Raw genomic sequence first — 13,010 nt, forward strand, 5'->3', positions numbered from 1 at the left:
CTTCGCATGTACGCACCGAGTTCGTCCGTCGGCGTCCGGATCAACCGCGAGCAGCCGCCGGCCAAGCTGGTCGAGCTGGCCCGCCAGGCGGAGGCCGCGGGTCTCGACGAGGTCTGGCTGGTCGAAGACTGCTTCTGGGCGGCGGGGATCGCGACGGTGGCGACGGCGCTGGCGGTGACGTCGACGATCAAGGTGGGCATCGGGGTCCTGCCGGCGGTGGCCCGCAACCCGGCGATCGCGGCGATGGAGCTGGCCGCTCTGGCGGAGCTGCACCCGGGCCGGCTGATCGGCGGGCTGGGGCACGGGGTGGCGTCGTGGATGCGCCAGATCGGCGCGTATCCGGCTTCGCCGCTGGCGGCTTTGGAGGAGACGCTGGTGGCGGTCCGCCGGCTGCTGGCGGGCGACCGGGTGTCGGTCTCCGGACGGCACGTCGCCCTGGACGAGGTGGAGCTGGTGTTCCCGCCGGCCGAGGTGCCGCCGGTCCTGGCCGGGGTCCGCCGCCCGAAGTCGCTGGCGGTGGCGGGTTCCTCCGCGGACGGGACGATCCTGGCGGAGCCGTCCCCGCCGGAGTTCGTGCGGACGGCCCTGTCCGGGATCGCCGCCGGGCGGTCCGCGGAGGGCGCGCCTGACCACCACGCGGTGGTGACGTACAACTGGCTGGCGTTGGGCGACGCTTCGCGGGCTCGGTTGACGGTGGCGGAGTCGTTGACGCCGGGCGCGCGCGTGCAGGTCGAGGGTCTGCCGTTCGCTTCGGAGCTGCTGGAGCTGGTCGACTCGGCATCCACTGTGGACGAACTGGCGGCCGGGCTGCGGCCGGAGTGGATCTCGCGGCTGGCGGTGTGCGGGGAGCTCGACCAGTGCGTAGCCGCGGTGCGCTCGCTGCACGAGGCCGGGAGCGGCTCGGTAGTGCTGCTGCCGCTCCCGGAGGAACCGCCTGAGCGCGGCATCGAGGACGCGGGCCGAGTCGCAGCAGCCCTGCGCGGCTGACACCGGCACTCACCGAAAAGAAGTTCGCGGCTGGCCGTGTGCGGGGACCTCGACCAGTGCGTAGCCGCAGTGCGCTCGCTGCACGAGGCCGGGAGCGGGTCGGTAGTGCTGCTGCCGCTGCCGGAGGAACCGCCTGAGCGCGGCATCGAGGACGCGGGCCGAGTCGCAGCAGCCCTGCGCGGCTGACACCGGCAGCCACCGAAAAGGAGTTCGCGGCTGGCCGTGTGCGGGGACCTCGACCAGTGCGTAGCCGCGGTGCGCTCGCTCCACGATGCCGGGAGCGGGTCGGTAGTACTGCTGCCGCTCCCGGAGGAACCGCCGGAACGAGGCATCGAGGACGCGGGCCGAGTCGCAGCAGCCCTGCGCGGCTGACTCCCGCACTCACCGAAAAGGAGTTCGCGCCCCGCCGTCACCGTGTCAGGATCGGGCCATGCCGGTCGATCCGCACCTCCTCCTGGCCTTCGTCCTCACCACCGTCGTCGCGATGGTCACCCCGGGCCCGGACATGCTCTTCATCCTCGGCTGCGGCATGCGCGGCGGGCCGAAAGCGGGGCTGCTCGCCACCGCCGGGGTCGCCACCAGCGAAGCCATCCACGTCGCCGTTGCCGCGGCCGGGCTCGCCGCTCTCTTCGCCGCCGTTCCCGTCGCCTTCACGGTCGTCAAGATCGCCGGTGCCGCCTACCTCGTGTACCTCGGCGTCCAGGCCATCCGGAACCGCAAGCCGCTCGTCGAACGCAAAACCGACCGCGCCTACCTGAGCGGGCTGCTGACCAACCTGCTCAACCCGAAGATGGTCACCTTCACCATCGCGTTCCTGCCGCAGTTCATCGACCCGGCACGAGGGCACGTGGCCCTGCAGTTCGCCGTCCTCGGCGCGATCATGATCGTGTTCGAGTTCCTCGTCGACGGCGCCGTCGGCGTGCTCGCCGGCCGCGTCGGCGGGTGGGTGCGCCGGAAGAGGAACCAGCGCCGGATCGAGGTCGCCACCGGCGGCATCTTCATCGGCCTCGGCGTGAAGCTGGCCCTCGACTGACCGAGGGGTAGCGCCTGCGCTACCCCGAAGCCGGCGGCCGGCCCCAGGGTGGCGTGCCCGCGTCCCGGCCAGGATCCCTTCCATGACCAGGAACCGGAAAACCACGGCCGTCCTCGCCGTCGCGGCGATCGCGACCGGAACGCTCTTCGCCCCCGCGTCCGCCGAAGCGGCCCAGCCCGACCCCGTGCGCGCCCTGACGCAGGCGGCGCATCCCCTGCGCACCACCGAACCCGGCCGGGACACCGGTGACCTGCGGGCCCTGGGCGCGATGATCGGCGACGCCCAGGTGACCGGCCTCGGCGAAGCGACCCACGGCTCCCACGAGTTCTTCGCCATGAAGGAGCGGCTCTTCCGCTACCTCGTCGAGCAGAAGGGTTTCACCACCTTCGCCCTCGAAATGAGCTGGTCCGCGGGACTCGAGATCGACGAGTTCCTCCAGACCGGCACCGGGGACGCGCGCACGGTCGCCAAGGCCGCCCTCGCCGGCTCGCCGTGGGACCGCGAGGAGTTCGTCCACCTCATCGAGTGGATGCGCGACTACAACCGCCACCACCCCGGCCGCACCGTCCACTTCGTCGGCGACGACCTCAGCGCCCCGACCGTGGACGACGAGTTCTTCGGCCGGGTGACCGGCTACGTCCAGCGGACCCACCCCGAGTCGCTGGCCCGGCTGAACGAGCTCTACACCGGCCTGCGCCCGATCGACGACGTCTACGCGTACCTCGCCAAGCCGCTCGCGGAGCGGCAGCGGCTCGCGGCCCGGGCCCAGGAGGCTCTCGAGCTGGTGCAAAGCCTCGGTGACGACTGGGTGGCGCAGGACGCCCGGTCCATCGCCCAGACCACGAAGTTCCTCACGATCGACCTCGCCGACCCGGCCTCGGTGGCGAACTCCCAGCGCTTCCGCGACGAGGTCATGGCGCAGAACGTCGTCTGGTGGCAACGCCACACCGGCGCCAAGATCCTGCTGTCGGCCCACAACGGCCACGTCGGCTACGTCTCCGGCGATCCCGGGCGGTACCCCAAGACGCAGGGCTCGTTCCTGCGCGACACCCTCGGCGCGAACTACGTCGCCACGGGCTTCACCTTCGACCGCGGTTCGTTCCTGTCGCAGGACGAAGCCGGTACCTGGCGGAAGTTCACGGTCGGCGCCGCCGCCCCCGGGTCGAACGAGCACACCCTCGACCAGGTCCGCTACCGGGACTACTACCTCGACATGCGGACCGCCCCGGCCCCGGCGCGTACGTGGCTGGACGTCGCCCGCCCGACCTACGACATCGGGACGGCGTTCCCCGTCGACCCGGCGGACATCGCGCTCGCGCGGTCCTACGACCTGCTCGTCCACCTCCACGACGTGCACGAGGCGGCGCTGGCTAAGTCTTGAGGTTGTTGCGGGCCAGGAAGTCTTCGGCGATGTCGAGGGGGTTGCGCTTCTCCTCGGTGAACTCGACGTTCAACCGCGTCAGCTGCTCGGTCGTCAACGCCGCCGAGACGCGGTTCAGCGCCGCGGCTTCCTGCTCCGACAGCGTTCCCTTCGCGACCAGGGGCACGATGTTCTGCGCCGGGAACATGTTCTTGTCGTCCACCAGCGGCACGAACCCGTTCGCCTGGATCGTCGACGACGTGCTGAACAGGTCCGCCACCTGGACGTCACCCGACTTCAGCGCCGCCACCGTCACCGGGCCGCCCGTGTCGGTCGTGCGGATCTCCTTGAACTCGCAGCCGTAGAGCTTCTTGATCTGGTCCTTCCAGCGGCTGCTCCACTGGCCCGGCCCGCCGAACACCAGCTCGCCGCAGCGTTTCCCCAGGTCCGAGAACGTCTTGATGCCCGACGAAGCCAGCTGCGCCCCGACCACGAGCAAGTCCTTGTCCTCGGCCGGCGCCTGGTCCAGGACTTCGAAACCCGCGGGGACCTTCTGGCGAAGCTGCGCGTAGACGTCCTGGGACGTCGTCGCGGACGTCTCCTTGTCGAAGTACCGCAACAGGTTCCCGCTGTAGTCCGGCACCACCGACAGCGACTTGTCCTGCAGCGCCTTGACGACGACCTCGCGGCTGCCGACCGGCGGCCGCACGGTCACGTTCGTCGCGCCCGCGTTCTTCAGCGCACCGGCGTAGATCTGGGCCAGCAAAAGGCTTTCCCCGACGTCGGACGCGCCGATGATGATGTCGCCGTTCGAACCACCCTCGCCCCCACCCGCCAGCGGGTTGCCGCAGCCGGCCACCAAGACCAAGGCGGCCGCCAAAAGACCGAGCCGCTTCATGCCGCCACCTTCTTACCGGTCGCCGCCGCCGTCGCCAGCCGGACGCCCTTGGGCACCAAAGCGCGGTTCAGCAACGCGAACAGGAGGTCGAGCACGATCGCCAGCAACGTCGTGAGCAACGCGCCCGCGATCACCTCGGAATAGTCCAAAATGGCCAGTCCGTCGAGCAGGAACCGGCCCAGGCCACCGAGTCCGACGTACGCGGCCACCGCGGCGGTCGCCACGAGCTGGAGCACGGCGTTGCGGATGCCGCCCAGCACGAGCGGCAGCGAGATCGGCACCTCGACCTTCCAGAGCCGCTGCCAGCCGGTCATCCCGACACCCTCGGCGGCGTCGACCACGCCGTGGTCGGTCGCCTGCAGCCCGGCGTACGTGCCGGCCAGGATCGGCGGCACGGCCAGCACGACCAGGCCGATGATCGTCGAGGTGACGCTTTCGGTGAAGAGCAGGAACAGGAACGTCACGAGCCCCAGCGTCGGCAGGGCGCGGATCGCGTTGCCGGCACTCACCAAAGCGACGCCGCCGCGTCCGGTGTGGCCGACGAACAGTCCCAGCGGGACGGCGATGACCAACGCGATCACCAGCGACAAGGCGGTGTAGCCGAGGTGCTCCAGCAACCGCTGCGGGATGCCGTCCGGGCCCGACCAGTGCGCCGGGTCGCCGAACCAGTGGACGAGGTCGGTGATCATGCGACGGCCACCCCCGTGCTCCCGGCCCGTTCCCACGGCGTCAGCAGGTTCCGCAGGAGCACCAGGACCAGGTCGACGACCAGCGCGAGCAGCAGCGTCAGCACGATGCCGACGACGATCGGCGAGAAGTACTCGCGCTGGAAGCCGTCGGTGAACAGCACTCCGAGGCCGCCGGTGCCGATCAGCGCGCCGACGCTGACCAGGCTGATGTTGCTGACCGACGCCACCCGCACCCCGGCCGCGAGGACCGGGACCGACAGCGGCAGTTCGACGGCGAAGAACCTGCGCACCGGCTTGTACCCGACGGCGGTGGCCGCGGCGATCACCGACGGCGCCACGGCGTCCAGCGCGTCGAGCACCGGGCGCACCAGCAGGGCCGTGGTGTAGATCGTCAGCGCGACGACGACGTTGATGCTGTCCAGGATCTTCGACCCGATCAGGCCGGGGATGACGACGAACAGCGCCAGCGACGGGATCGTGTAGAGCAGGTTGGCCAGCACCATCAGCACCTGCCGGGCGGGCCGCCAGCGGTGGCCGAGCCAGCCGGCCGCGATCGCCAGGACGATGCCCAGTACCAGCGGGAGCAGCGCCAGGTAGACGTGGTCACCCAGGTCACCGAGCACCTCGGCGCGGGTGTTCCCGCTGCTCAGGTACTGCCCGAGCTCGTCGAAGAAGCTCATGACGCCTGGGGCGTCGCCTCGATCACTTCCAGGACCTGTCTCGCGACGACGCCGCCGAGCACGCGGTGGTCTTCGTCGACGACCACGCCGAGGCTGGCCGGCGAGGACAGCGCGGCGTCGAGCGCCCCGCGGATCGGCGTCCCGTGGATCCACAGCGAACCGCCGGCGACGAGGTCGTCTTCGGACAGTGCGCCGTCCACTGTGGAGTCCGGCCGCAGCCAGCCGCGGGGTTGCTTGTCGGCGTTGACACCCAGCCGCCAGCCGTCGCTCGCGGCCACCGCCGAGCCGATCTCCACCAGCTCGATCTCCTTCACCTCGACGCCCTCGGCGGAGAGGAAGGACAGGCCGCGGTAGCCGCGGTCCCGGCCGACGAACGACGCGACGAAGTCGTCCACCGGGTGGCGCAGCACGTCGGAGGGCGTGCCGTACTGGGCGAGCTTGCCGCCGACGCGCATCACCGCGACCTTGTCACCGAGCCGGACGGCCTCGTCGATGTCGTGGGTGACGAACACGATCGTCTTGCCCAGCTGCGACTGCAGCCGCAGCAGCTCGTTCTGCAGGTCCTCGCGCACGATCGGGTCGACCGCGGAGAACGGCTCGTCCATCAGCAGCACCGGCGAGTCCGCGGCGAGCGCGCGGGCGACGCCGACGCGCTGCTGCTGGCCACCCGAGAGCTGGGCCGGGTACCGCTTGCCGAGCTCGACCGGCAGGCCGATGGTCTCGAGCAGTTCGGCGGCCCGCTTGCGCGCCTTCGCCTTGTCCCAGCCCGACAGCAGGGGCACGGTGGCGATGTTGTCCAGCACCGTCCTATGTGGAAAGAGACCGGCGTGCTGGATGACGTAGCCGATGCCGCGGCGCAGCAGCGCCGGGTCGCCCTCGGCGACGTCCTTGCCGTCCAGCAGCACCTGGCCGCCGGTGGGCTCGACCATCCGGTTGATCATCCGCAGCGACGTCGTCTTGCCGCAGCCGGACGGGCCGACGAACACGGTGATCGTGCCGTCCTCGACCGTCAGGTTCAGCTTGTCGACGGCGACCGTCCCATCGGGATACTGCTTGGTCACGTCGCGGAATTCGATCGTCACTTGCCCACTCCCCATGTCAGGTCCGTTCGACCGTAGCCGAGTTGGCGACGGTTGGCACGGCGTTCCGGCAGGTGGTGACTACGCTCTGAGGCCGTGAACGCTCTCGACGACGTCCTCGCCAAGCACGGCGTCGGCGTCCGCCCGCTGTACCGCGTCATCGACCTGCTGCGGACCGGTGACCACGACCTCGGCGAGCTGGTGCGGCTGAGCGCGGCGCCACGGCGCAGTGTCGAAGACGTCCTCACCGCCTTGGGCGACGACCTCGACCTCAGCGGCGACCGGCTGCGGCTCTCCCCCGGCGTCGCGGCGTCGTACCTGCAGTACAGCGCGCCGCGCTACGCCGACCCGCTCGACGAAGCCGTCGCGACGCACGAGCTGCTGCCGAAGGTCGCCGAGTGGGTCGCGGAGGTGCCGCCGCCGCTGGCCGCGCTCGACCACGTGCAGGCCACGCCGGAGACGGTGCTGCGCCGCGCGCTGTGGCTGGACGCGCGGTACGACCTGGCGTCGGCGAACCTGCTGTTCCTCGGCGACCACGACCTGACGTCGCTGGCGGTGCACGCGGTCTGCCCGGCGGCGTCGCTGACGGTCGTCGACCTCGACGAGCGCGTGCTGGCCTACCTGGACGACCGCGGCGGGCGCGAGATCGCCACCGCCCACGCGGACCTGCGCGTCGGCCTGCCGCCGGCTTTCGGCGGCGCCTTCGACCTGGTGTTCAGCGATCCGCCGTACACGCCCGAGGGCATGGGCCTGTTCGCGACGCGCGGGGTGCAGGCGCTGCGGGAGCCGTCCGAAGGCCGGCTGCTGTTCGCGTACGGCTACAGCCCGCGGCACCCGGCGCTGGGCGCGCAGGTGCAGCGGTCGCTGGCCACGCTCGGGCTGACGTTCGAGGCGATCCTGCCGGATTTCAACCGCTACTTCGGGGCGCAGGCGATCGGCAGCGCGGCGGACCTGTATGTCTGCCAGCCGACGGCGAAGGCCAAGAAGATGCGTGGCGGCAAGGGGAAGTCCGCGATCTACACCCATGGGCCGCAGTCGGTGGAGGCGGCCGGGACGAAGCCGGCGCTGCTGGAGAAGCTGAAGGAGATCGCCGTCGCGGGCGGGCTTTCGCCGGAGACGCGGCCGGTGGACTGGTCGATTTCGGGGCCCGAGGGCGACGCCGTCGCGATGGACCTCACAGCGGACCCGGGGCCGTGGCTGCTGCGCACGCTGCTGGGCACGAACGCCCGCCGGCTGGCGCTGCTGCTGCCGAACGCGCACCCGGACCTGGCGGACGAGCGGTCCCAGACGTCGCTGGCGGAGCTGGTCCGGGGGAAGTACACCCTGCGGTACCTGCGCAGCACGCCGGACAACCGGCACGCGGTCGTCGTCGCGGACGCGGTGGCGGGCCAGGACGAGGTGCTGACCCGTGCCCACGCCCGCCTGGCGAACGTCTCCCTGGACGTCCCCGAGGACCTGGTGGACCTGCGCCTGGTCGACGTCCCGAGGCACCGCCTCCCCGAGCTGCTGGGCCGCTGAAACGCCATGAGGGGCACCTTCACGGCTTTCGGAGCCGTGAAGGTGCCCCTCATGAACTACGTCAGGCCGTGACGCCGTCCGCTTCCGCGGCCTTCGCCACCGCGGCCGCGACCTCGGGAGCGACGCGGGGGTCGAGCGGGCTCGGGACGATGCGGTCCGGGCCCAGGTCGTCCATCGCCACCGACACGATCGCCTCGGCGGCCGCCAGCTTCATGTTCTCCGTGATCGCCCGCGCACCCGAGTCCAGGGCACCGCGGAAGACGCCCGGGAACGCTAGCACGTTGTTGATCTGGTTCGGGAAGTCGCTGCGCCCGGTGGCCACGATCGACGCGTAGCGCGCCGCCACCTCCGGGTGCACCTCCGGGTCCGGGTTGGACAGTGCGAACACGATGCCGCCGCCCGCCATCCGGCCGAGCAGCGTCTCGTCGATCGTCGCACCGGACAGGCCCAGGAACACGTCCGCGCCTTCGAGCGCCTCCGCCAGCCCGCCCTGCAAGCCCGCCTTGTTCGTCTCCGAAGCCAGGCGCGCCTTGATCGGGTTCAGGCCGTCGCGGCCGGTGTGGATGATGCCGCGCGAGTCGAGGACGGTGACGTCGCCGATGCCGGCCTCCTGCAGGATCCGCGCGCACGCGACGCCCGCCGCGCCGGCGCCGGAGACGACCACGCGCTGGTCGGCGATCGCCCGGTCGAGGACCAGGTTGGCGCCGCGCAGGGCGGCCAGCGTGACGATCGCCGTGCCGTGCTGGTCGTCGTGCATGACCGGGCAGTCCAGCGCCTGCTTGAGCTTGTCCTCCAGCTCGAAGCACCGCGGCGCGGAGATGTCCTCCAGGTTGACCGCGCCGAAGGACGGGCGCAGCCGCACCAGCGTCTCGACGATCTCGTCGACGTCGGTGGTGTCGAGCACCAGCGGGATCGAGTCGAGCCCGCCGAAGGTCTTGAACAGGACCGACTTGCCCTCCATGACCGGCAGCGACGCGCTCGCGCCGATGTCGCCGAGGCCCAGCACCGCCGTCCCGTCGCTCACCACGACGACGAGCCGGTCCGCCCACGTGTACCGCTTGGCCTTGGCCGCGTCCTCGGCGATCGCGCGGCTCACCTTCGCCACACCCGGGGTGTACGCGATCGAAAGGTCACGCGGGCTGGAAATCGGGCGGGTGGCCGCCACCGAGAGCTTGCCGCCCTCGTGCCCGGTGAAGATCTCTTCGTCGGTGACCGGCGCCGGTGCGCCGGTGGGGTCGCTCATGGGGATTCCTGTCGTCGTTTCCGTCATTCCCCCAGTGGGAATGACGGAACTCGCGGATCGGACTTGGGTCACTGGAATTTCTCCTGGGCATGCGAGCTGGGACCACGGGTCTGCAGGGGGATTCCGTGGGGGATCCCGGCACGGCAGCCCAGCGCGGTAGCGCCGGCCTGTCGGCGAGGCGTCACGTCGGCCATCGGTGCCGTGGGTCTGGCGATGGCCGCGGACGCGGCGGTCCAGTCATTGTGACAGGTCTTGTCCGGGAGGGGACCCCTCGGTGCGGCTGACGTCACACCGGACCCCTATTCCCGGCAATTGCCAAGACGTCCGTTCGGTTTTTTAACCGCCCGATATGGTGACGCCATGGAATTCCGCCGGCTGAGCGTCCCGGACGCCTTCGAGTTCTCCCCCCGGGCGTTCCCCGACGAGCGGGGCCTGTTCGTCGCCCCCTTCCAGGAGGAGGCCCTGCGCGAAGCGGTCGGGCACCCCCTGCGGCTCGCCCAGGCCAACCACAGCGTGTCCCGGCGCGGCGCGATCCGCGGCATCCACTTCGCCGACACCCCTCCCGGGCAGGCGAAGTACATCTACTGCGCCCGCGGCTCGCTGCTCGACGTCGTCGTGGACATCCGCGTCGGTTCGCCGAGCTTCGGCACCTGGGACGCCGTCCGGCTCGACGCGGACCGGTTCAACGCCGCCTACCTCGCCGAGGGCCTCGGGCACGGCTTCATCGCGCTCGAGGACGACACGGTGATGGCCTACCTGTGCTCCGAGCCGTACAACCCGACGGGCGAGCACGGCATCACCCCGCTCGACCCGGCGCTGGGCCTGCCCTGGCCCGCGGACATCGAGCCGATCCTGTCGGCGAAGGACCGCGACGCCCCCACCCTGGCCGAGGCCCAGGAGCAGGGGCTGCTGCCGTCCTACCAGGACTGCGTCGCCTACTACGACAAGCTGCGCTCGGCGCACTGAGCACCGGTTCCACCGGGGTCCCCGCGACCTCTTGCACATTTAGTAAGCGCGCATATAGTCTGCCCACATGACACTTTACGAGTACGAGCACAGCGAGACCTCCACCGCTCCCGCCGCCGCGATCTGGCCGCTCTGGGCCGACACCGGCCGCTGGCCCGAGTGGGACGCGGGCGTCCGCTCGGTGGTCGTCGACGGCCCCTTCGCCGTCGGCACCAGCGGAACCATGACGATGGACGGGATGCCGCCGATCCCGTTCACCCTGACCGAGGTCACCGAAGGCCGGAGCTTCACCGACGAGACCCGGCTGCCGGACGCCCACCTGCGGTTCGAGCACGTCCTGACCGACGTCGAAGGCGGCACGCGCATCACCTACCGCGTCACCATCGACGGGCCCGAAGGCTTCGGCGAGCAGGTCACGTCGGACACTCCCGACGCCATGCAAGCTTTGGCGCGGCTCGCTGAGGCATCCTGCCGGGTATGACCGCCCCGGAGTCCCGCCTGCCCGGCCCCGAACGCAGCCCCGGCTTCCTGCTGTGGCGCGTGACGCTGGCCTGGCAGCGGGCGATGCGGGCCGCGCTGGCCCCGCACGACCTCACGCACGTCCAGTTCGTGCTGCTGACAACCACGTGGTGGCTCACCCGCTCGGGCGAGCCACCGACCCAGCGGCAGCTGGCCGAGCGGGCCGGCACGGACACGATGATGACCAGCCAGGTCGTCCGCAAGCTCGCCGAACGCGGTCTGCTCGCCCGCGCCGACGACCCGGCCGACGCCCGCGCGAAGCGCCTGGAAGTCACCCAGGCCGGCCTGGACCTGGTCGCAAAGGCCCTGAAGGACGTCGAAGCCGCCGACGCGTCGTTCTTCGAAGCCGCCGACGACGGTTTCGTCGACTCGCTGGCGAAGCTCAGCCCTTGAGGTCTTCGGCGAGGACGCGCTCGATGTTGCGCTCGGCCAGCGCCGTGATCGTCACGAACGGGTTGACGCCGGTGCTGCCCGGGATGAGCGAGCCGTCGGTGACGTACAGGTTCCGGTAGCCCTTCACGCGGCCGTGGTCGTCGGTCGCTTCGCCGAGCACCAGCCCGCCCAGCGGGTGGTAGGTGAAGCGGTTCTCGAACGTGCGCGTGTCGCCGAACAGGTCGTAGCGGTAGATGGTCTTGTTCGCCCGGTTGATCTTGTCGAACAGCGCCTTCGCGGCGTCGATCGACGGCTGCCCCTGCGACGCCGTCCAGTGCAGCTTCGCCGAATCGCTCGCCGCGTCGTAGGTGAAGTGCCCGCGTTCGGGGTTCTTCGTGATCGCCAGGTAGAGGCTGACCCACGTTTCGAGGCCGGCGGGCACCGGCGCGATCTCGGCGAACGCGGGGTGCACCGGGTCGGCCCGGTTGTCGATGCCGAGCGCGGGCATGCCGGACTGCAGGCTGCCGGTGGTGTCCCAGACGTGGTTGGCGCGCCCGCACATGACGTTGCCGTTGGTGCCCCAGCCCTGTCCGACCGCCTCGTTCAGTTCGGGCAGCCGGCCGGTGTCGCGGGCGCGCACCAGCAGCTCGGTCGAGCCGAGGCTGCCCGCCCCGAGGAACAGGTACTGCGTGCTCACCTGCCGGGTGCCCAGGACGGTGCCGTGCTCGTCGATCTCGCGGACCGCCAGCGTGTACGTCCCGTCGGGCTGCCGGAGGATCTCGCGGACCTCGCGCAGCGTCTCGATGGTCACGTGGCCGGTGCCGAGCGCGGCGGCCAGGTAGGACTTGTCGAGCGAGCGCTTCCCGTGGTTGTTGCCGTAGATGACCTCCGACGCGTCCGCCGAGCGCGGGACCTCACCCGCTTCCTCGCGCCGCAGGTAGTCGAGGTCGTACACGCTGGGGACGAACACCGTGCCGAACCCGGCCTTGCGCGCGGCCTTCCGGGACACGCGGGCGTACTGGTACGAGCGGCACGTCTCGAACCAGCCGGGGTCGACGACGTCGACCCCGAGAGCCGCGTTCGCCCGCGGGAAGTACTTGCCGTACATCTCGCCGGCGTCGACCCGCGGCAGGATCTCCTCGAAGTACGACCGCTCCGGCGTCACCGCCATCGCGCCGTTGACCAGGGAACCGCCGCCGACGCCGCGGCCGAGGTACACCGCCATGTCGCCGAAGCTCACCCGGTCGAGCACGCCGGCGTACCGCCCGATGTCGCGGTTGACCAGGTCGAGCCAGAGGAACGACGCGAGCGGCGCCTCGGTGCGGTCCTTGAACCACATCGCGCGCTCGTCGGGCTTGAGCATCGAGCAGAAGACCTGACCGTCCGCGCCGGGCTCGGTCCACAGCTTGCCCATCTCGAGCATCAGCGTCGGGATCCCGGCCTCACCGAGCCGCAACGCCGTGACGGCGGCGCCGTAGCCGGTGCCGATGACCACCGCCGGCGAGTACTCCGGGAGCGGTGACGCCGCCGCGCGCCGCGTCGAGACCGTGGTCAGCCCGAGGGCGGCGGCGGAGTTCAGGGCGGCGAGACCGAGGAACCGGCGGCGGGAGAAGGCAGACATGGTCCCGAGCATGCCCCAATTCAGTAAACAGCGTTAACTAATCAG

At 71.0% G+C, this 13,010-nt stretch carries 14 protein-coding genes; 7 read left to right on the forward strand and 7 right to left on the reverse strand.

From position 1 onward, the window contains the following. Positions 1 to 6 precede the first annotated feature (6 nt). A complete protein-coding gene (locus QSK39_RS04455; RefSeq protein WP_285476382.1) occupies positions 7 to 987 on the forward strand; it encodes an LLM class flavin-dependent oxidoreductase in 981 nt (326 codons plus the stop codon). Between the two features lie 9 nt (positions 988 to 996). On the opposite strand, the gene QSK39_RS04460 is transcribed toward QSK39_RS04455, so the two are convergent. Next, entirely contained in the window at positions 997 to 1,368 is a 372-nt protein-coding gene (locus QSK39_RS04460) for a hypothetical protein (RefSeq protein WP_285476383.1), read from the reverse strand. 49 nt (positions 1,369 to 1,417) lie between these two features. Between QSK39_RS04460 and QSK39_RS04465 the strand changes: the two genes are divergently transcribed. After that, positions 1,418 to 2,020, forward strand: a complete 603-nt coding sequence (locus QSK39_RS04465; RefSeq protein WP_285476384.1) for a LysE family translocator — start codon at positions 1,418 to 1,420, stop codon at positions 2,018 to 2,020. An 82-nt stretch (positions 2,021 to 2,102) separates the two neighbouring features. After that, positions 2,103 to 3,401 carry an erythromycin esterase family protein gene (locus QSK39_RS04470; RefSeq protein ID WP_285476385.1) on the forward strand — a complete coding sequence of 433 codons (1,299 nt, stop codon included), beginning with the start codon at positions 2,103 to 2,105 and terminating at the stop codon, positions 3,399 to 3,401. Here QSK39_RS04470 and QSK39_RS04475 read toward each other — a convergent pair. The 4 genes from QSK39_RS04475 to QSK39_RS04490 are packed head-to-tail and all read right to left on the reverse strand — an operon-like array spanning position 3,391 to position 6,729. Then, positions 3,391 to 4,278 (reverse strand): ABC transporter substrate-binding protein, encoded by an 888-nt coding sequence (locus QSK39_RS04475; protein WP_285476386.1) that lies wholly within the window; start codon positions 4,276 to 4,278, stop codon positions 3,391 to 3,393. The genes QSK39_RS04470 and QSK39_RS04475 overlap by 11 nt on opposite strands. Further along, positions 4,275 to 4,967 (reverse strand): ABC transporter permease, encoded by a 693-nt coding sequence (locus tag QSK39_RS04480; RefSeq protein ID WP_285476387.1) that lies wholly within the window; start codon positions 4,965 to 4,967, stop codon positions 4,275 to 4,277. The genes QSK39_RS04475 and QSK39_RS04480 overlap by 4 nt, the downstream gene beginning before the upstream one ends. Next, the gene (locus tag QSK39_RS04485; protein WP_285476388.1) at positions 4,964 to 5,647 is read right to left on the reverse strand and encodes an ABC transporter permease; all 684 of its coding nucleotides are present in this window, start codon (positions 5,645 to 5,647) and stop codon (positions 4,964 to 4,966) included. Before QSK39_RS04485 ends, QSK39_RS04480 begins: the two co-directional genes overlap by 4 nt. Beyond that, positions 5,644 to 6,729 (reverse strand): ABC transporter ATP-binding protein, encoded by a 1,086-nt coding sequence (locus QSK39_RS04490; protein WP_285476389.1) that lies wholly within the window; start codon positions 6,727 to 6,729, stop codon positions 5,644 to 5,646. The genes QSK39_RS04485 and QSK39_RS04490 overlap by 4 nt, the downstream gene beginning before the upstream one ends. A 93-nt stretch (positions 6,730 to 6,822) precedes the next feature. Here QSK39_RS04490 and QSK39_RS04495 point away from each other — a divergent pair, with 93 nt between their 5' ends. Beyond that, on the forward strand, positions 6,823 to 8,244 hold the full coding sequence (locus QSK39_RS04495; protein WP_285476390.1) for a bis-aminopropyl spermidine synthase family protein: 1,422 nt from the start codon (positions 6,823 to 6,825) through the stop codon (positions 8,242 to 8,244). A 61-nt stretch (positions 8,245 to 8,305) separates the two neighbouring features. Here QSK39_RS04495 and QSK39_RS04500 read toward each other — a convergent pair whose 3' ends face one another. Next, positions 8,306 to 9,487, reverse strand: coding sequence for an NAD(P)-dependent malic enzyme (locus tag QSK39_RS04500; RefSeq protein WP_285476391.1), 1,182 nt, complete (start codon positions 9,485 to 9,487; stop codon positions 8,306 to 8,308). A gap of 360 nt (positions 9,488 to 9,847) precedes the next feature. On the opposite strand from QSK39_RS04500, the gene QSK39_RS04505 reads away from it, so the two are divergent. The 3 genes from QSK39_RS04505 to QSK39_RS04515 all read left to right on the forward strand — a co-directional run bounded on the left by QSK39_RS04505 (position 9,848) and on the right by QSK39_RS04515 (position 11,365). Continuing rightward, positions 9,848 to 10,453 (forward strand): dTDP-4-dehydrorhamnose 3,5-epimerase family protein, encoded by a 606-nt coding sequence (locus tag QSK39_RS04505; protein ID WP_285476392.1) that lies wholly within the window; start codon positions 9,848 to 9,850, stop codon positions 10,451 to 10,453. 67 nt (positions 10,454 to 10,520) lie between these two features. Further along, positions 10,521 to 10,934, forward strand: coding sequence for an SRPBCC family protein (locus QSK39_RS04510; RefSeq protein WP_285476393.1), 414 nt, complete (start codon positions 10,521 to 10,523; stop codon positions 10,932 to 10,934). Further along, a complete protein-coding gene (locus QSK39_RS04515; protein ID WP_285476394.1) occupies positions 10,931 to 11,365 on the forward strand; it encodes a MarR family winged helix-turn-helix transcriptional regulator in 435 nt (144 codons plus the stop codon). Before QSK39_RS04510 ends, QSK39_RS04515 begins: the two co-directional genes overlap by 4 nt. Here QSK39_RS04515 and QSK39_RS04520 read toward each other — a convergent pair. Beyond that, positions 11,355 to 12,965 (reverse strand): GMC oxidoreductase, encoded by a 1,611-nt coding sequence (locus QSK39_RS04520; RefSeq protein ID WP_285476395.1) that lies wholly within the window; start codon positions 12,963 to 12,965, stop codon positions 11,355 to 11,357. The genes QSK39_RS04515 and QSK39_RS04520 overlap by 11 nt on opposite strands. Positions 12,966 to 13,010: the final 45 nt, after the last annotated feature.

This window comes from Amycolatopsis sp. NBRC 101858, from assembly GCF_030269325.1.
Lineage (GTDB): Bacteria > Actinomycetota > Actinomycetes > Mycobacteriales > Pseudonocardiaceae > Amycolatopsis > Amycolatopsis ponsaeliensis.